The organism is Streptomyces sp. CT34, from assembly GCF_000805335.1.
In the GTDB taxonomy this organism is placed as follows: Bacteria; Actinomycetota; Actinomycetes; order Streptomycetales; family Streptomycetaceae; genus Streptomyces.
Genome location: NZ_KN708638.1, coordinates 5,768,802 through 5,786,105 on the forward strand (window position 1 = coordinate 5,768,802; position 17,304 = coordinate 5,786,105).

At 73.2% G+C, this 17,304-nt stretch carries 17 protein-coding genes; 12 read left to right on the forward strand and 5 right to left on the reverse strand.

Features of this window, described 5'->3' with window-relative positions:
* Positions 1-17: 17 nt before the first annotated feature.
* Positions 18-677: a trimeric intracellular cation channel family protein gene (locus tag RZ84_RS25285; RefSeq protein WP_043266222.1), complete on the reverse strand. Its 660-nt coding sequence runs from the start codon at positions 675-677 to the stop codon at positions 18-20.
* 126 nt (positions 678-803) lie between these two features.
* On the opposite strand from RZ84_RS25285, the gene RZ84_RS25290 reads away from it, so the two are divergent.
* A complete protein-coding gene (locus RZ84_RS25290) occupies positions 804-1,661 on the forward strand; it encodes a thioesterase family protein (RefSeq protein ID WP_043270796.1) in 858 nt (285 codons plus the stop codon).
* A gap of 11 nt (positions 1,662-1,672) precedes the next feature.
* On the opposite strand, the gene RZ84_RS25295 is transcribed toward RZ84_RS25290, so the two are convergent.
* The 3 genes from RZ84_RS25295 to RZ84_RS25300 are packed head-to-tail and all read right to left on the reverse strand — an operon-like array spanning position 1,673 to position 3,070.
* A complete protein-coding gene (locus RZ84_RS25295; RefSeq protein WP_043266223.1) occupies positions 1,673-2,521 on the reverse strand; it encodes an alpha/beta fold hydrolase in 849 nt (282 codons plus the stop codon).
* 5 nt (positions 2,522-2,526) lie between these two features.
* Positions 2,527-2,856, reverse strand: a complete 330-nt coding sequence (locus RZ84_RS37055) for a type II toxin-antitoxin system RelE family toxin (RefSeq protein ID WP_347232786.1) — start codon at positions 2,854-2,856, stop codon at positions 2,527-2,529.
* Positions 2,816-3,070 carry a type II toxin-antitoxin system Phd/YefM family antitoxin gene (locus RZ84_RS25300; RefSeq protein ID WP_043266224.1) on the reverse strand — a complete coding sequence of 85 codons (255 nt, stop codon included), beginning with the start codon at positions 3,068-3,070 and terminating at the stop codon, positions 2,816-2,818. Before RZ84_RS25300 ends, RZ84_RS37055 begins: the two co-directional genes overlap by 41 nt.
* Positions 3,071-3,179: 109 nt before the next feature.
* On the opposite strand from RZ84_RS25300, the gene RZ84_RS25305 reads away from it, so the two are divergent.
* Positions 3,180-4,349: a cysteine desulfurase family protein gene (locus tag RZ84_RS25305; RefSeq protein WP_043266225.1), complete on the forward strand. Its 1,170-nt coding sequence runs from the start codon at positions 3,180-3,182 to the stop codon at positions 4,347-4,349.
* Between the two features lie 56 nt (positions 4,350-4,405).
* Here RZ84_RS25305 and RZ84_RS25310 read toward each other — a convergent pair whose 3' ends face one another.
* The gene (locus RZ84_RS25310) at positions 4,406-4,648 is read right to left on the reverse strand and encodes a hypothetical protein (RefSeq protein ID WP_043266226.1); all 243 of its coding nucleotides are present in this window, start codon (positions 4,646-4,648) and stop codon (positions 4,406-4,408) included.
* Between the two features lie 45 nt (positions 4,649-4,693).
* On the opposite strand from RZ84_RS25310, the gene mnmA reads away from it, so the two are divergent.
* The 10 genes from mnmA (at position 4,694) to gatC (ending at position 17,303) form a co-directional block, all read left to right on the forward strand.
* Positions 4,694-5,839, forward strand: coding sequence for a tRNA 2-thiouridine(34) synthase MnmA (mnmA, locus tag RZ84_RS25315; RefSeq protein WP_043266227.1), 1,146 nt, complete (start codon positions 4,694-4,696; stop codon positions 5,837-5,839).
* Between the two features lie 203 nt (positions 5,840-6,042).
* Positions 6,043-6,846, forward strand: coding sequence for a VC0807 family protein (locus tag RZ84_RS25320; protein WP_241777854.1), 804 nt, complete (start codon positions 6,043-6,045; stop codon positions 6,844-6,846).
* 361 nt (positions 6,847-7,207) lie between these two features.
* The gene (gene gdhA, locus RZ84_RS25325; protein WP_043266228.1) at positions 7,208-8,584 is read left to right on the forward strand and encodes an NADP-specific glutamate dehydrogenase; all 1,377 of its coding nucleotides are present in this window, start codon (positions 7,208-7,210) and stop codon (positions 8,582-8,584) included.
* A 134-nt stretch (positions 8,585-8,718) separates the two neighbouring features.
* Positions 8,719-9,261: an LOG family protein gene (locus tag RZ84_RS25330; RefSeq protein WP_043266229.1), complete on the forward strand. Its 543-nt coding sequence runs from the start codon at positions 8,719-8,721 to the stop codon at positions 9,259-9,261.
* Between the two features lie 47 nt (positions 9,262-9,308).
* Positions 9,309-9,998 (forward strand): SDR family oxidoreductase, encoded by a 690-nt coding sequence (locus RZ84_RS25335; RefSeq protein WP_043266230.1) that lies wholly within the window; start codon positions 9,309-9,311, stop codon positions 9,996-9,998.
* 221 nt (positions 9,999-10,219) lie between these two features.
* Positions 10,220-10,615: a MarR family winged helix-turn-helix transcriptional regulator gene (locus RZ84_RS25340; RefSeq protein WP_043270800.1), complete on the forward strand. Its 396-nt coding sequence runs from the start codon at positions 10,220-10,222 to the stop codon at positions 10,613-10,615.
* A gap of 240 nt (positions 10,616-10,855) precedes the next feature.
* A complete protein-coding gene (locus RZ84_RS25345; RefSeq protein WP_078894169.1) occupies positions 10,856-11,869 on the forward strand; it encodes a methionine synthase in 1,014 nt (337 codons plus the stop codon).
* Positions 11,870-11,899: 30 nt separating this feature from the next.
* Positions 11,900-14,116: an NAD-dependent DNA ligase LigA gene (gene ligA / locus RZ84_RS25350; RefSeq protein ID WP_043270802.1), complete on the forward strand. Its 2,217-nt coding sequence runs from the start codon at positions 11,900-11,902 to the stop codon at positions 14,114-14,116.
* A gap of 156 nt (positions 14,117-14,272) precedes the next feature.
* A complete protein-coding gene (locus RZ84_RS25355; protein WP_043266232.1) occupies positions 14,273-16,384 on the forward strand; it encodes a putative bifunctional diguanylate cyclase/phosphodiesterase in 2,112 nt (703 codons plus the stop codon).
* A gap of 622 nt (positions 16,385-17,006) precedes the next feature.
* Positions 17,007-17,303 (forward strand): Asp-tRNA(Asn)/Glu-tRNA(Gln) amidotransferase subunit GatC, encoded by a 297-nt coding sequence (gene gatC, locus RZ84_RS25360; protein ID WP_043266233.1) that lies wholly within the window; start codon positions 17,007-17,009, stop codon positions 17,301-17,303.
* Position 17,304: the final 1 nt, after the last annotated feature.

Below are 17,304 nucleotides of genomic sequence, written 5' to 3' on the forward strand. Positions count from 1 at the left end.
GTCACCCGCCGACGCGGCTACCCGCCCTCCTCGGGCTCCTTGAGCGCCTTGGCCTCCTTCGGCCCCCGGGCGCGCAGCTGCTGCGGCCGGGGCAGATGCAGCCCGAGGTAGACCGCGCCCATCCGCAGCGCGAACACCACCCCCGCCGAGACCGCCGCGGCGGGGGTGGCCCCGACCCCGAGGTGGTGCATCAGCAGATAGCAGCAGCCGCCGGCCAGCGCCGCGATGGCGTAGACGTCCTCGCGCAGCAGCAGTGGCGGGAACTCCCCGCACAGCACGTCCCGGATGACCTCGCCGGCCACCCCGGTCAGCACCGCCAGGATGATCACGGCGAGCGGGGTGGCTCCCGCCGAGATCGCCGCCCGCGCCCCGATCACCGTGACGACGGACAGCCCGACCGCGTCCACGACCAGCAGGGACTTCCGCGGCAGCGACCAGAACCGCAGATAGATCATGGTGCCGACGCCGACGCAGATGATCACTGTGAGCAGTACCCAGTCGTGCGTCCAGTACAGGGGCCGCCGGTCCAGGATCAGATCGCGCAGCGTGCCGCCCGAGATGGACGCGGCGAACGCCAGCACCAGACCGCCGAACGGATCCATGTTCGCGCGGTAGGCGGCCAGCACACCGCTCGCCGCGAAGGCCGCGACGCCGACCAGGTAGAGCACATGCAGCATGCGGCCATCATTACAGCCGCGGAACGCACGGGTCCGGGGCGGTCGGATGGCGGACGGCCGGGCGCCCTCCGGCACTCCTTGAAACTGACACTACCGGTCGGTAATAAACCGGTGTACGGTGCCGCCATGGCAACGGCGACCGCAGGAACCGTAGGAAACAGCGAGTTCGACCGCGACACCGCGGTCACCCGGCGCGCCCCCGGCGTCTACGACACCCACCTCTCCGCGGGCTGGACGATCATCAACGCGGTCAACGGCGGCTATCTCCTCGCCCTCATGGGCCGGGCCCTGGGCGACGCCCTCCCGCACCCCGACCCGCTCACGGTCACCGCGCACTACCTCACGGCCTCCGTCCCCGGCCCGGCCGTCATCCGCACCGAAGTGGTCCGCACCGGCCGCACGTTGTCCACCGGCACCGCCACCCTCGTGCAGTTCGCCGAGGACGGCACCGAGGTCGAGCGGCTGCGGGTACTCGCCGCGTACGGGGGCCTCGCGACCCTCCCCGACGACGTCCGCACCACCGCCGAGCCCCCGGCCATCCCGCCCTACGAGCACTGCCTGGGCGCCGAGAGCGCCCCCGGCGAGCGCCCGGCCATCCCCGGCAGCACCGCGATCACCGACCGGCTCGCCCTCCGCCTCGACCCGGCCACCGCGGGCTGGGCGGTCGGCGCCCCCTCGGGCAAGGGCGAGATGCGCGCCTGGTTCGGCCTCGCCGACGGCCGCGACCCCGACCCGCTCTCACTGCTCCTGACGGTCGACGCCCTCCCGCCCACCGCCTTCGAAATGGGCCTGAGCGGCTGGGTCCCCACCGTCGAACTGACCGCCCACATACGGCACCGCCCGGCCCCCGGCCCGCTGCGGGTCGCCATCACCACCCGCAATCTGGCCGGCGGCTTCCTGGAGGAGGACGCCGAGGTCTGGGACTCCGAGGACCGCCTCGTGGCCCAGTCCCGCCAGCTGGCCCGCACGGTGCTGGTCGGCTAACTCCGGGAGGGTCAGGGCTCTCCGAGGAACTCCCTCAGCGCCACGGCCAGTTCGGCCGGCGCGTCCTCGTGGACCAGATGGCCCGCCCCCGTGATCACCCGCAGCTCCGCCCCGGGGATGCGGGAGGCCAGCTCGTGCCCCTTGGCGACCGGGATCCAGGTGTCCTCGGCACCCCAGCAGACCAGCACCGGTACCGCGATCTCCCCGTAGCGTCCGGCCACCTCGTCGGTGAACCGCTGGTCGTTCTGCGCGATCTGCCGGTAGAACGCCGGCCGGCCCGCCTCCGTGCACCACGGCGCGACCAGCCGGTCCAGCACGTCGGGCCGCAGCCCCCGATGGCTGCACGAGGAGACGTACTCCCGCACCAGCGCCCGGTGGAGCTCCGGCGGCAGCTGCCCGAACACCTCCGGGTGCGCCCCCAGTAGCCGGTACGTCGGCGACCCCCAGGGCGCCAGCGCCACCGGGTCGACCAGTGCCAGCCGCTCGTACCGGGCCCCGTGCAGCAACTGCGCCCGCAGCGCGACACACCCTCCGAAGTCATGCGCCAGCACGGCCGGTTGGCGGCCCGGGGCCGTCAGTCCCCAGTGCTCCAGCAGCTCCCCGAACACCACCGCCTGCGCCGCCAGCGACACGTCCTGCCCGGCCCGCATCTCCGACGCCCCATAACCCGGCATGTCCCATACATAGACCTGCCGCCGCCCGGCCAGTGCCCGCGCCACCTCCCGCCACACGAACGACGAGAACGGCGTCCCGTGCAGCAGCACCACCGGTGGCGCACCCCCGCCACCCTCCCCGAGCACGGCCCATCGCACCTCGCCCGACGCACTGCGGAACGTACGGTCCAGAAGCCACTGTGTCATGAGTGTCAGGCTAGACACTCATGACGGGGGCGTCGATGCCGTGGGGCTCGGCTCGTACGGCCGACGTGGACGACGATGATCGTTACGATGGAGTCGTTGATCCGGTAGAGGGCGCGATACCTGCCGCTGTGGATGCGGCGCAGGTCCGGTGAGCCGTAGGGGATCGACCCTTCAGGGCGCGAGTGCTCGGCCAACAGGTCGATGGAAGCGAAGCGTTGGCGTAAACCCTCGGGTCGTCCTTCAGGAAGCGGGTGGCCGCGTCCAGTGCGGGCTCGTCCCGGATGACGTGGTGGCTCACTCGCGTTCCAGGCCGAGACGGGCGCGTACTTCGTCATGGGGCACACCGTGGACGGTGCCGGCTGCCTGCCGGGCCCGGTATTCGGCGAGCGCGAGAGCGTCCTCGATGTCCGCCAGTTCCTGGGGGTTTATCAGTACCGCGGCGGGTTGGCCGTGATCGGTGATGGTGATGCGCTCGCGGGCCAGCGCGGTCCGGCGGACGAGCGAGCCGAAGCGGGCCCGCGCCTCTGTCATCGCGTAGGTCGCAGACATGTGCAGAACTGTACACTTTTGTCGTCAAGGCGTGCAGCGGCGTGCGCCGTGGGGAATGCGCCCCCGCGCGGGGCGTGCGCCGGGGACGGCCTCGTAGAATCGGCCCACCATGGTTTACCTCGACCACGCCGCCACCACTCCGATGCTTCCGGAGGCGGTGCAGGCGATGACCGCCCAGCTGACCGTCACCGGCAACGCGTCCTCCCTGCACGCCGCCGGCCGGCGGGCCCGGCGCACCGTCGAAGAGGCGCGGGAATCGCTCGCCGCCTCCCTGGGCGCGCGCCCCAGCGAAGTCGTCTTCACCGCGGGCGGCACCGAGTCCGACAACCTTGCGGTCAAGGGGCTCTACTGGTCCCGCAGGGCCGCCGACCCGGCCCGTACCCGGGTCCTGGTCAGCCGCGTCGAGCACCACGCGGTCCTGGACGCCGTCGAATGGCTCGGCGAGCACGAGGGCGCCACCGTCGACTGGCTGCCGGTCGACCGCTACGGCCGGGTGCACCCCGACGCGCTGCGCGAGGCCATCGCCCGCAACCCCGGCGATGTCGCGCTGGCCACCGTCATGTGGGCCAACAACGAGATCGGCACCGTCCAGCCGGTCCGCGAACTGGCCGAGGTGGCAAGGGAGTTCGGGATCCCGCTGCATGCCGACGCGGTGCAGGCGGTGGGTCAGCTGGACGTCGGCTTCGCCGCCTCCGGGCTGGCCGCGATGACCGTCTCCGGCCACAAGATCGGCGGCCCGTACGGCATCGGCGCACTGCTGCTGGGCCGCGAACACGCCCCGGTGCCCGTCCTGCACGGCGGCGGCCAGGAGCGGCACGTCCGCTCCGGCACCCTCGACACCCCGGCCATCGCCGCGTTCGCCGCCGCCGGCCGGCACGCGGTCGCGCACCGGGAGGAGTTCGCCCGCGAGATCGGCGCGCTGCGCGACGACCTGATCAAGGCGGTGCGCGCCGCCGCCCCGGACGCGATCCTGGGTGGCGACCCGGACCCCGCGGGCCGGCTCCCCGCCAACGCGCACTTCACCTTCCCCGGCTGCGAGGGGGACTCGCTGCTGCTGCTCCTGGACGCCCAGGGCATCGCCTGCTCCACCGGCTCGGCCTGCACCGCGGGCGTCGCCCAGCCCAGCCACGTGCTGCTCGCCACCGGCATGTCCCAGGACCTGGCCCGCGGCACTCTGCGCTTCTCGCTGGGGCACACCTCCACCGCCCGGGACGTCGCCGCCCTCGCGGAGGCCATCGGCCCGGTGGTGGAGCGGGCCCGGGGCGCGGGTCTCAGCTAGGGGCCGGCGCCGGCGGCCGGTGACGTGGCCTTCCCGGCCTTTCCGGCCTTCCCCGGCTACCCGGGCGGCCGGCGCAGCTCGGCGTCCTCCCGGGCCGCCGCCACCGGCGCCGCCCCCGCGGACACCACGGCGCCACCGCCGAGCGGCAGGGCCCGGCGCCGGGTGAGCGCGGACCGCCGGCGAGGCCGGTCGCCGGGCGCCTCCGCGGCGCCGTCCGCCCCGCCCCCGGATCGCTCCGCGGCCCCGTCCCCGGCCTGCCCCGTGTGCCGGGTCCGGTCCGTTTCCCCCGGGCCCCACACCAGGCTTTCCGGCCCCTCTCCGGTTCCGTCTACTCTGGAGTGGCTATGACTGATGCCGCCGCTCCCCGCCGCCTCCGCGTACTCGCCGCCATGTCCGGCGGTGTCGACTCCGCCGTCGCCGCGGCCCGCGCCGCCGAGGCGGGCCACGACGTGACCGGCGTCCATCTCGCGCTGTCCGAGAACCCGAAGTCGTTCCGCACCGGCGCCCGCGGCTGCTGCACGATCGAGGACTCCCACGACGCCCGCCGCGCGGCCGACGTGATCGGCATCCCCTTCTACGTCTGGGACCTGGCCGAGCGCTTCCGTGAGGACGTCGTCGAGGACTTCATCGCCGAGTACGAGGCCGGGCGCACCCCGAATCCCTGCCTCCGCTGCAACGAGAAGATCAAGTTCGCCGCCCTCCTGGACAAGGCCCTCGCCCTGGGCTTCGACGCGGTGTGCACCGGCCACTACGCCACGGTCGTGGTGCGCGAGGACGGCAGCCGCGAGCTGCACCGCGCCTCCGACATGGCCAAGGACCAGTCCTACGTCCTCGGAGTCCTCGACGACCGCCAGCTGGCGCACGCGATGTTCCCCCTGGGCGACACCCGCACCACCAAGGCGGAGATCCGCGAAGAGGCCGCCCGCCGCGGCCTGTTCGTCGCCAAGAAGCCCGACAGCCACGACATCTGCTTCATCGCCGACGGCGACACCCAGGGCTTCCTCGCCAAGCGCCTGGGCGCGGCCGAGGGCGACATCGTCGACGAGTCCGGCACGGTCGTCGGCACGCACGAGGGCGCGTACGGCTTCACCATCGGCCAGCGCAAGGGCCTGCGCATCGGCCGCCCTGCCCCCGACGGCAAGCCCCGCTACGTCCTCGACATCTCCCCGGTGGACAACACGGTCACCGTCGGCCCCGTCACCTCCCTCGACGTCACCGCCCTGACCGCCATCCGCCCCCGCTGGTGCGGACGCCCGCCGACGGCCGGCCCCGCCACGTACACCGCGCAGCTGCGCGCGCACGGCGGCGAGACCGAGGTGACCGCCGAGCTCGTCGACGGCACCGAGCTGCGGGTCGTCTTCACGGAGCCGGTGCGCGGCGTCGCACCCGGCCAGGCGATCGTGCTCTACGACGGCACCCGGGTGGTCGGCTCGGCGACCATCGCCACGACCGAGCGCCGGGCCGCGGCCGAAGCGGGCCGGACCGCCTGACCGGCCCGCTCCCGCCCGACTTCCGGGCGGGCGGCAGCGCCCGGCCGGCCGCCAGGCACTGCCCCTCGGCGTCGGAACTGACAAATGTCACCGCGTTCCAGGGACAGTTGAGACTGCCGCCGGGCGGGCTCGGTACCCGAAGCTGATGGCGCAAGGGAACGGCGTACAGCCGCAGTTCACAGCCCAGCTCGGGGGAGTCCGTCATGCGTCAGAGCCAACCCGCCGCCGACCCGGCCGCCGGCACGTCCGCCACCACGTCCGCCGGAGAGCGGCCCGGTGGCCAACGGCCCGCCGGGAAGCAGCTGCTGGCGGCGTTCGGCCCGCTGATCCTGGATGCCGGGATTCCGCTGGGCCTGTATTACGCCCTCAGCAGCGGCGCCGGGATGAGCGATGTGGCAGCCCTGGGATGGAGCAGCGTGGTCCCGGCGCTCCGCACGGTGTGGGGACTGGTCCGCAGCCGGAGCGTCAACGGCCTGGCGCTGCTGATCCTGGCCGTCAACGCGGTGGGGCTGGCGCTCAGCACGGTGGCCGGCGATCCGCGGCTGATGATGGCCAAGGACAGCGGTGTCAGCAGCGTGGTCGGGATAGCGGTGCTGCTCTCCCTGCGGACCGGGCGGCCGTTGATGACCGCCGGGCTCAAGCCCTGGGTGACGAAGGGCAGTCGGGCCGGCGAGGCCGCCTGGGACCGGCTGCGGGCCGCCTCGGAGCCCTTCCGGCGGGCGGAGCGGCGGTTCTCGCTGATCTGGGGGTGCGCGCTGCTGGCCGAGTGCGTCATCAGGGTGATCGGCGCCTACACCCTGCCGGTGCACGTCATGGTCTGGCTGGGCAATGTGCTGGCCATCGTGGCCGTCCTGTTCGCCATGGTGGTGGCGGGCGCGGCCGGCGCCCATCCCCTGGAGCAGCTGGTCAACGCCGAGGTGGCGCGGGACGAGGCGGGGCGCCGGACCGAGGCCGCCGGGACCCGGGCGGCCGAGCCGGTCGCCGGGCGGGGTGCCACGGCGGACTGAGCCCGGCCGGTCCGACCCGGCCTGCCCGGCCGCCGGGGGTGAGGCCGCCCAGGACTCCGGCGTACGGGGGTCCTCGCAGTCCTGGGCGGCTGCCCCACCCGGGAGGAACAGCGGAAGGCGGGGCGGGCAAGGAGCCTTGCCGGAAGGGTGAGGAGCCTTGTCGGCAGGACAAGGTGCCTTATCGGCGGAGGAGTTGGGGAAACTCCCCGCAGGAACGGCGTGTCGGGCACCCCGCGGTCGAGGAGCGGGCCCGTGGCCAATAGGGTCGGCGGTGCGACGGGACGTCAGCGGCCTGCGCCGGCGGTTCACACGGTGATCCGGCGGCCTGCGGCTTTCGTCGGCCACGAAGGGAACACACGTCATGCCGACCGTTCGAACCGATGCCAGGTCCGGCGCGCGCGCCGCCGGGACGGCATCCCTGCACGCCGAGCTGGTCCGCCGGAACCCCGGCGAGCCCGAGTTCCACCAGGCTGCCCTGGAAGTCCTGGAGACGCTGGCGCCCGTGCTGGCGGCCCGTCCGGAGTTCGTCGACGCGAAGATCCTGGAGCGGATCTGCGAGCCGGAGCGGCAGATCATGTTCCGGGTGCCGTGGCAGGACGCTACCGGGACGATCCGGGTCAACCGCGGCTTCCGGGTGGAGTTCAACAGCGCCCTCGGCCCGTACAAGGGCGGGCTGCGCTTCCACTCGTCGGTGAATCTGGGGATCGTGAAGTTCCTCGGCTTCGAGCAGATCTTCAAGAACGCGCTGACCGGCCTGAACATCGGCGGCGGCAAGGGCGGTAGCGACTTCGACCCGCACGGCAGGTCGGACGCCGAAGTCATGCGCTTCTGCCAGTCGTTCATGACCGAGCTGCACCGCCATCTCGGCGAGCACACCGACGTACCGGCCGGCGACATCGGCGTCGGCGGCCGGGAGATCGGCTATCTCTTCGGCCAGTACCGCCGCATCACCAACCGCTGGGAGGCCGGCGTCCTCACCGGCAAGGGCCTGGAGTGGGGCGGCTCCAGGGCCCGTACGGAGGCCACCGGCTACGGCAACGTGCTCTTCACCGAGGAGATGCTCAAGCGGCGCGGCGAGGAGCTGGACGGGCAGCAGGTGGTGGTCTCCGGGTCCGGCAATGTCGCGATCCACACCGTCGAGAAGGCCCAGGCGCTCGGCGCCCACGTCCTGACCGTCTCGGACTCCGGCGGCTATGTCGTCGACGAGAAGGGCATCGACCTGGCGCTGCTCAAGCAGGTCAAGGAGGTCGAGCGCGGCCGGATCAGCGACTACGCGCAGCGCCGCGGGGTGTCCGCCAGGTACGTGGAGGGCGGTCGCGTCTGGGACGTCGCCTGCGATGTGGCGCTGCCGTCGGCCACCCAGAACGAGCTGGACGCGGACGCCGCGCGGATCCTGGTCCGGGGCGGCGTCAAGGCGGTCTCCGAGGGCGCCAACATGCCGACCACCCCGGAGGCCGTGGCGCTCCTCAAGGAGGCCGGGGTGGCCTTCGGTCCGGGCAAGGCCGCCAACGCGGGCGGGGTGGCGACCAGCGCACTGGAGATGCGGCAGAACTCCGCCCGCGAGGCGTGGCCGTTCGAGCGCGCCGAGGGTGAACTGGCCGCGATCATGCGGGGGATCCACGACACCTGCTACCGGACCGCCGAGCGGTTCGGGCTGCCCGGCGACTACGTGGCGGGCGCGAACATCGCCGGCTTCGAGCGGGTCGCGGACGCGATGCTGGACCAGGGCCTGATCTGATCCGGTGGCACGGCACCGCTCCACGGCTGCCCCGGGCCCGCTCCGGGCGCGGGGCACTGCCGTTCCCGGGGGCGCCCCCGAGGACCTGTCCGGGGGCGGGACCGCGTGCCCCCGCCCCCTCGTAGGGTGGCCGCATGAATATCTGCGTCTTCTGTTCCGCCGCCGACCTTGACGACCGTTATGTCACCCCCGCCCGGCAGTTCGCCGAATTGATAGGTAAGGGCGGTCATGCCCTGGTTTGGGGTGGTTCGGACACCGGGCTGATGAAGGTCATGGCCGACGGCGTGCAGGAGGCCGGCGGGAAGCTGATCGGCGTCTCCGTGGAGTTCCTGGCCCACAAGGCGCGGGCCGGCGCGGATGAGATGGTCGTCACCAGGGACCTCGCCGAGCGGAAGGCGCAGCTGCTGGCGCGCGCCGATGCCGTCGTCGTCATGGTGGGCGGTACGGGCACCCTGGACGAGGCCACCGAGATCCTGGAGCTGCGCAAGCACGGGATGCACCGCACGCCGGTCGTGCTGCTCAACACCGCTGGTTTCTACGACGGGTTGAAGGAGCAGTTCCGGCGGATGGAGGCGGAGGGGTTCCTCCCGATCCCCCTCACCGACCTGGTGTTCTTCGCGGACGACGGGGCCGCCGCGCTGGCCTACCTGGAGGAGCGGGCCGGCGCCGGGGCGTGACCCGGTGCGTACCTTGTGCGGGCCGTGCCCTCGTTAGGATCGGCCCCATGGGAACGCACTTGATCACGGGCGCAGGGTCGGGTATCGGAGCGGCGGTCGCACGGCGGCTGCTGGCGCGCGGTGAGGAGCTGTGGCTGCTGGCGCGGGACGCCGTACGGGCGAAGGAGCTGGCCGAGCAGTTCCCCGGGTCGCACGCCGTCGTCGGTGACCTCGCCAACCCCGAGAAGCTGTCCTTCGCCCTCGGGCGGCAGTCGCTGCCGGACCGTATCGACTCGCTCCAGCACATCGCGGGCGTCATCGAGCTGGGCGCCGTCGGCGACCTGCCGGCCAAGGCGTGGCAGCGCCAGCTCGCCGCCAACCTGGTCGCGCCCGCCGAGCTGACCCGGCTGCTGCTGCCGCTGGTACGGATCGCCCAGGGCGACATCGTCTTCGTCAACTCCGGTGCCGGGCTCGACGCGCGCGCCAACTGGAGCGCCTACGCGGCGAGCAAGCACGGCCTCAAGGCGCTGGCCGACTCGCTGCGCGCGGAGGAGCACGGCAACGGCGTGCGGGTGACCTCGGTCTACCCGGGGCGCACGGCGACGCCCATGCAGGAGAGCGCCCACCGCCAGGAGGGCCAGGAGTACGACCCGTCCCGCTGGATCGACCCGGAGTCGGTCGCGACGGCGATCCTCACGGCGATCGACCTGCCGCGGGACGCCGAGCTCAAGGACGTGGTGGTCCGGCCGGGGCGGTGAGCCCGGATCCTGACCGGAGGTCCTACGGGTCGTGGCCGGAGATCCGACGGGTCCCGGCCGGAGGTCCTACGGTTCCTGACCGGAGAGCCGAAGGGGACGGCCGCCCTGCGGGGCGGCCGTCCCCTTCCTCTTCCCCTTCCGCTTCCGCGGCGGAGACGTACGCTTCGGGGGTGACCACTGAAGCGAAGCCGACCGCGGCGGCGGGGTGCGGGTTCCGGGAGATCCGGGGGCTCGTCACCGAGCTGAGCCGCCGCCTGGACGCCCACCAGCGCAGCCGGATCGCCGAGCTGGACCTGACGCCGACGCAGGCGAAGGCGCTGGAGGAGCTGGGCGAGCCGAAGACCGCGCGGGAGCTGGCGGGGGTGCTGTGCTGCGAGCCGCCGAACGTCACCTACGTGATCTCCAAGCTGGAGAAGCAGGGCATGGTCGTACGGCAGCCGCACCCCCAGGACGGGCGGGCCAAGCAGCTCGTACTGACCGAGGCGGGGCGGGAGTTGCGGCTGGATCTGCTGCGGCGGATGGGCACCCGCTCGCCGCTGGACCACCTCTCCCCCGAGGAGCGGGTGGCGCTCCGCGACGAACTGCTGAGGGCGCTGGGGCGGGCCGGGGGCGGATAGCCCGCCCGCTCCGCGTCGGGCTCCGCGGGCCCCGGGTATGGCCCGGGGCCCTTTTGTGCAGCTTCGATAAAGCTAAAGCTGTAACCATTGTCGAAGCGGACGACCACAGCCCGCACCGCGGCGAACCCGCGGCGGACCCGCCCCGCCACGCCACGCGGCGGCACCCGACTCCCCGTCCTGGCCGGGGTGCCCCGGCCGCCCCGCCGCCGCATACCCTTCCCGGCCGCATACCCTTCCTGGGTGAGCGAGAACAGCACGCACAAGTGGGCCGCGGGCGCGGCGACCGGGATCGGGTCGATGCCGGGCGGTGACGCGCGGGAAGCGGCGAGGACCGTCACCGGGTCCCTGGAGGACTTCCCCCACCTGCCGGAGCTCCCCGCCCGCGGGCCGGGCGCCGACATGATCGGGCGCACCCTGGGGATGCTGGTCGAGCTCTACGCCCATGTGGAGCCCAGCGGCTGGCGGATCAGCGACCGGCCGGGCCGCGACACCCGCCGGGCCCGCGCCTGGCTCGGCGAAGACCTGGACGCCCTGGAGGAGTTCACCCAGGGGTACGAGGGACCGCTGAAGGTCTCCGCGGTCGGCCCGTGGACGCTGGCCGCCTCCCTGGAGCTGCACAACGGCGAGGCCGCCCTCGGCGACCCCGGCGCCTGCCGGGACCTCGTGGCATCCCTGGCGGAGGGGCTGCGCGGCCATCTCGCGGACGTCCGGCGGCGGGTGCCGGGCGCCGAGGTCGTGCTCCAGCTCGACGAGCCGTCGCTGACCGCGGTGCTCCAGGGCCGGGTGCGGACCGCCAGCGGCTACCGCACCCACCGGGCCGTGGACCGGGCGGACGTCGAGAGCGCGCTGCGCGCTCTCGTGGGCGTCGCGGACGGCGCTCCGGTCGTCGTCCACTCCTGCGCGCCGCAGGTGCCGTTCGGGCTGCTGCGGCGGGCCGGCGCCGCGGGTGTCTCGTTCGATGCGGCACTGCTCACCGAGCGTGAGGAGGAGGCGATCGGGGAGGCGGTCGAGGGCGGTACCGCGCTGTTCGCGGGCGTGGTGCCGGGCGTGGACGGCCGACTGTCAGACCCTGCCGGTAGCGTCATGGGTGTCAGGACGCTGTGGCGCAGGCTGGGGCTGGCGCCGGGGATTCTCGCGGAGTCCGTGGTGGTCACCCCCGCGTGCGGGCTGGCGGGCGCTTCGCCCGCGTATGCCCGTTCGGTGCTCGCCCACTGCGTCCGGGCGGCGAGGTCGCTCGTGGACAACCCGGAGTGACCGGTCTCAAGGACACGGGAGGACATGACGGTGGCTGGCGAACAGCACGCAGCGGCATCCAAGGTGCCCGCGGCGGCGCGGGAGAAGCACGCGCAGCTGGCTGAGCAGATCGAGGAGCACCGCTTCCGGTATTACGTGAAGGACGCCCCGGTCATCAGCGACGCGGAGTTCGACACGCTGCTGCGCTCCCTGGAGGCGCTGGAGGACGAGCACCCGGAGCTGCGCACCCCGGATTCCCCGACCCAGAAGGTCGCCGGCGCCTACGCCACCGAGTTCACCGAGGTCGCGCACCGCGAGCGGATGCTCTCGCTGGACAACGCCTTCGACAACGACGAGTTGGCGGCCTGGGCCGAGCGGATCGCCGGGGAACTGGGCGGCGACCCGCGCGGCGCCGGCTACCACTTCCTGTGCGAGCTCAAGGTCGACGGCCTCGCGGTCAACCTCACCTACGAGCACGGCCGGCTGACCCGCGCCGCCACCCGCGGCGACGGCCGCACCGGCGAGGACATCACGCCCAACGTCCGTACCATCACCGAGATCCCGCACCGCCTCAAGGGCGACCGGGTCCCCGACCTGGTCGAGATCCGCGGCGAGGTCTACTTCCCGATGGAGAAGTTCCTGGAGCTCAACGAGCGCCTGGTCGCCGACGGGAAGCCGCCGTTCGCCAACCCCCGCAACGCCGCGGCCGGTTCGCTGCGCCAGAAGGACCCCAAGGTCACCGCGACCCGCCCGCTCCACATGGTCGTGCACGGCCTCGGCGCCCGCGAGGGCCTGGAGATCGACCGGCTCTCGGAGGCGTACGGCCTGCTGGAGGAGTGGGGCCTGCCCACCGCCGCGCACAACCGCGTCGTCGACTCGCTCGCCGCGGTACGGGAGTTCATCGACCACTACGGCGACCCCGAGACCCGCCGGACGGCCGTGGAGCACGAGATCGACGGGGTGGTCGTCAAGCTGGACGAGATCCCGCTCCAGGGGCGGCTGGGCTCGACCTCGCGGGCACCGCGCTGGGCGATCGCCTGGAAGTACCCGCCGGAGGAGGTCAACACCAAGCTGGTGGACATCCGCGTCGGCGTCGGCCGCACCGGCCGGGTCACGCCGTACGCGGTCGTCGAGCCGGTCACGGTCGCCGGCTCCGAGGTGGAGTTCGCCACCCTGCACAACCAGGACGTGGTCAAGGCCAAGGGCGTGCTCATCGGGGACACCGTCGTGATCCGCAAGGCCGGCGACGTGATCCCGGAGATCCTGGGCCCGGTCGTCGACCTGCGGGACGGCACCGAGCGGGAGTTCGCGATGCCGGCCGAGTGCCCCGAGTGCGGCACGGCCCTCCAGCCCGCCAAGGAGGGCGACATCGACCTCCGCTGCCCCAACGCCCGTGCCTGCCCCGCCCAGATCCGCGAGCGGCTGTTCTACCTGGCCGGCCGCAAGTGCCTGGACATCGAGAACTTCGGCTATGTCGCGGCCACCGCCCTCAGCCAGCCGCTGGAGCCCGCCGAGCCCCCGCTGAAGGACGAGGGCGGGCTCTTCGACCTCTCCATCGAGGAGCTGCTGCCCATCAAGTCCTATGTCCTGGACCCCGATTCGGGACTCCCCAAGCGCGACCCGAAGACCGGCGAGGAGAAGGTCGTCACCTTCTTCGCCAACCAGAAGGGCGAGCCGAAGAAGAACGCCCTCGCCATGCTGGAGAACATCCAGGCCGCCAAGGAGCGCCCGCTGGCCCGGATCCTCACCGGCCTGTCGATCCGGCACGTCGGCCCGGTCGCGGCGCAGGCGCTGGCCCGGGAGTTCCGCTCGATCGACCGCATCCGGGACGCGAGCGAGGAGGAACTGGCCGCCGTGGACGGCGTCGGCGGGACCATCGCCGCCTCGCTCAAGCAGTGGTTCGCCGACGACTGGCACCAGGAAATCATCGAGCGCTGGCGGGCCGCCGGCGTCCGTATGGAGGAGGAGCAGACCGGTGAGGAGGGCCCGCGCCCGCTGGAAGGCGTCACCGTCGTCGTAACGGGCACACTTCAGTCACACACCAGAGATGGCGCGAAAGAGGCCCTACAAGCTCTCGGTGCGAAGGTGACCGGATCCGTTTCGAAGAAGACCGGATTCGTAGTAGTGGGCGACAACCCGGGTTCGAAGTACGACAAAGCCATGCAGCTGAAGGTCCCCGTGCTGGACGATGATGGCTTCGCTGTGCTGCTGGAGCAGGGTCCCGAGGCGGCACGAGCGGTAGCCGTCACTCCGCCTGAGGAGGAGTGAGGTGTCACCCTATCGGCGCATACCAGATTGATCTGGGAGGCCGGGTCGCATTCGGGCAACCGCTGCCGATCGCTGCCCGCGATGGCCTTCCGCGGCCTACTGTTGACGTGTGCGCCTGCCGTGGCGCGGGCACAGCCGGCTGTGAGAGGGATCGGAATGAAACCGACCGACAGCGCCGCTCCGGCGTCGCGGCTCCGCCGGCTCGTGGTGCCCGCGCTGCCCGCGGCCATCGTCATGGTGGCGGGCCTGGCGCTCGCCGCAGGTGTGGTGCGGACGCTCGGCGGAGGCGAGGCGCTGTTCCCGGACGGCGCCGTCGGCTGGTCGCTGGCGATCCTGACCGGCGTCATCGTCGGCCATCTGGTGGCCCTCGGCCGGGACCGCTGGTGGGGCGGCACGGGCTCCGGCGCCGCCCTCGCCCTCGCCGTACTCCTCCTGTACGGCTGGGTGCCGGCCACCCTGGTCAGCCTCTCCGTCGTGGTCCTGGTCGGTGCCGCCCGGCGGCACCGCTGGCGACAGGCCCTGGTGCACGGGGCGGTCGACGTCCTCGGCATCGGCGCCGCGGCGCTCGCCCTCGCCGCCTGCGGGGTGCACGCCACCGTCCGCCACCCCTGGACGCCCGACGCCTGGGACCTCTCCGTGCTGCCCCAGGTCGTGATGACGGCCGCGGGCTACCTCCTCGTCAGCCGGGCGCTGCTCTGGTTCAGCCTGGCGCCGCGCACCGGCGGACTGCCCACCATCGCCCGTACGGCCGTGGTGCGGCAGGCACTCGTCGGCGTCGCACTGCTCGGCATCTCGCCGCTGATCGCCGTCTGCGCGGTCAACGCCCCGCTGCTGCTGCCGCTGTTCGCGGTGCCGCTCATCGCGCTGGACTCCACCCTCTGGATAGCCCGTGCGCGGGCCGAGGAGCAGCTCCGCGACCCGCTGACCGGCCTGCCCAACCGCCAGTGGCTGCTGGAGCGCACCTGGTCCGCCCTGGACGAGGCCGAGCGCGTCGGCGTCCGGTCGGCGCTGGTCCTCATCGACCTGGACCGCTTCCGCTCGGTCAACGACACCCTCGGGCACCTCGCCGGCGACCGCCTGCTGCTGCAGATCGCCGACCGGCTGCGGCACGCCCTCCCGCGCGGCGCCGAGGCCGCCCGGCTCGGCGGCGACGAGTTCGCCGTCCTGCTGCCGACCACCGACTCCCTCACCAGCTCCCAGCGGGTGGCCCGCAACCTCGTCGCCGCCCTCGGCTCCCCGCTGGACCTGGACGGACTGACCCTCGTGCTCGAAGCCAGCGCGGGAGTCGCCGTCTTCCCCGACCACGCCCTGGACGCCGAGGGGCTGCTGCGGCGCGCCGATGTGGCGATGTACCAGGCCAAGCGGGACCGCAGCGGCGTCGAGCTCTACGAGGCCAAGCGGGACGGCAACACCCCGGACCGGCTGGGCCTGTTGGGCGATCTGCGCCGCGCCCTGGACGCCGGCGACGTCGAGCTGCACTACCAGCCCAAGGTCGGGTTCGACGGACATGTCTCCGGCCTGGAGGCGCTGGTCCGCTGGGTCCATCCGGACCGGGGCAGGGTGCCACCCGACGAGTTCATCGCCATCGCCGAGTCCTCCGGGCTGATGCCCCGGCTGACCGAGTACGTCCTGGAGACCGCGCTCGCCCAGGTGGCGCGCTGGCGCGCGATGGGCCTGGAGGTGCCGGTCGCGGTCAACGTCTCACCGCGCGATGTGCACTCGCCGGGCTTCGCCGGGGCGGTCGCCGCCCGGCTGGCACGGCACCGCGTCCCGCCCGGGGCGCTCCAGCTGGAGATAACCGAGCACGTCCTGCTGGAGGACCCGCAGCGGGCCGCCGACACCCTCGCCGGGCTCACCGCCCACGGCGTGAAGATGTCGCTGGACGACTTCGGCACCGGCTACAGCTCGCTGGTCCACCTGCGCCGCCTCCCGGTGAGCGAGCTCAAGATCGACCGCTCCTTCGTGGCCCGGCTGGCCGTCGACACCGAGGACGCCGAGATCGTCCGCTGCACCCTCGACCTCGCCCACTCCCTGGGCCTGCTGGTCGTCGCCGAGGGCGTCGAGGACGACGAGACCTGGGAGCGATTGCGGGACCTCGGCTGCGACGCCGTGCAGGGCTGGCTGGTGGCCGCCGCGATGCCACCGGACGAGACCACGGCCTGGCTCAGGGCCCGCGGCGAACGCGGCTGGCACCGCGAATCGGAGACGACCGCCCTGACGGCGGAGAAGGCAGCCGAGCGCCCTTCGGGACAGGTCCTGAAGAAGTGACCCGGCCACCGGCCGTCCCGTGTCCCCGCTCCGAAGAACCTCCCGGGCCCCCGGCCCCGCCAGAACCCCCCGAGCCCCCGGCCCCGCCGGACACGGCGGCCGAGCCCCGGCCCGACGGGAGCGGCCCCGCCGACCCCGGGCCGCCCGAGCCGCCGGACGACCCGGCGCCCCCGCCGGCCGACGGCGCCTGACGCCACCGCCCCGGCCGTGCGGGCCCCGTACGCCGCTGCCGGCCGGGCCCTGGGCCCTGTCGTCGAACTCCCGCCTGCCGGCCGGCGCCCTGCACGCGCCCCCACCCTCGAACCGGCTTCGCACGGCTCGGGCGGGGGACCCCCTTCGCCGCACCGGACGACGACCCCGGTACTTCCAGTACAGGGGCCGTCGCCCGGCACGCCGAGAGTACGCACCGGACGCCGCCCGGCCGCCCTTCGGGCGGACGACGGGAGTGTGACGACAGGGCCTGGCGCACCCCCGCGGGCGGCCCGGCGAAAGCGTTTCGCGACAGCGTTCCCGTACGCCATAGGATTGGCCCGGAAAACTCCAGCGGAGAATTCGACCGGAATTCTCCGCACCGGAACATCCCGCCCAGAACACTCCGCCGAAAACACCAGAGGATCGCTGCATGCCTGGCATCACGCGCGAGGAGGTCGCCCACCTCGCCCGGCTGGCACGTCTGGAGCTGAAGGACGAAGAGCTCGACCACTTCGCCGGACAGCTCGACGACATCATCGGCGCGGTCGCCCGCGTCTCCGAGGTCGCCGATCAAGACGTACCGCCGACCTCCCACCCGCTGCCCCTGACCAACGTCATGCGGCCGGACGAGGTCCGTCCGTCGCTGACCCCCGAGCAGGCGCTCTCCGGCGCCCCGGCCCAGGAGCAGCAGCGTTTCAAGGTGCCGCAGATCCTGGGGGAGGAGTGAC

Coding starts and splice junctions, on each gene's coding strand:
- RZ84_RS25285 (WP_043266222.1), bottom strand. CDS start 677: ATGCTGCATGTGCTCTACCTGGTCGGCGTCGCGGCCTTCGCGGCGAGC.
- RZ84_RS25290 (WP_043270796.1), top strand. CDS start 804: ATGGCAACGGCGACCGCAGGAACCGTAGGAAACAGCGAGTTCGACCGC.
- RZ84_RS25295 (WP_043266223.1), bottom strand. CDS start 2,521: ATGACACAGTGGCTTCTGGACCGTACGTTCCGCAGTGCGTCGGGCGAG.
- RZ84_RS37055 (WP_347232786.1), bottom strand. CDS start 2,856: ATGACGAAGTACGCGCCCGTCTCGGCCTGGAACGCGAGTGAGCCACCA.
- RZ84_RS25300 (WP_043266224.1), bottom strand. CDS start 3,070: ATGTCTGCGACCTACGCGATGACAGAGGCGCGGGCCCGCTTCGGCTCG.
- RZ84_RS25305 (WP_043266225.1), top strand. CDS start 3,180: ATGGTTTACCTCGACCACGCCGCCACCACTCCGATGCTTCCGGAGGCG.
- mnmA (WP_043266227.1), top strand. CDS start 4,694: ATGACTGATGCCGCCGCTCCCCGCCGCCTCCGCGTACTCGCCGCCATG.
- RZ84_RS25320 (WP_241777854.1), top strand. CDS start 6,043: ATGCGTCAGAGCCAACCCGCCGCCGACCCGGCCGCCGGCACGTCCGCC.
- gdhA (WP_043266228.1), top strand. CDS start 7,208: ATGCCGACCGTTCGAACCGATGCCAGGTCCGGCGCGCGCGCCGCCGGG.
- RZ84_RS25330 (WP_043266229.1), top strand. CDS start 8,719: ATGAATATCTGCGTCTTCTGTTCCGCCGCCGACCTTGACGACCGTTAT.
- RZ84_RS25335 (WP_043266230.1), top strand. CDS start 9,309: ATGGGAACGCACTTGATCACGGGCGCAGGGTCGGGTATCGGAGCGGCG.
- RZ84_RS25355 (WP_043266232.1), top strand. CDS start 14,273: ATGAAACCGACCGACAGCGCCGCTCCGGCGTCGCGGCTCCGCCGGCTC.
- gatC (WP_043266233.1), top strand. CDS start 17,007: ATGCCTGGCATCACGCGCGAGGAGGTCGCCCACCTCGCCCGGCTGGCA.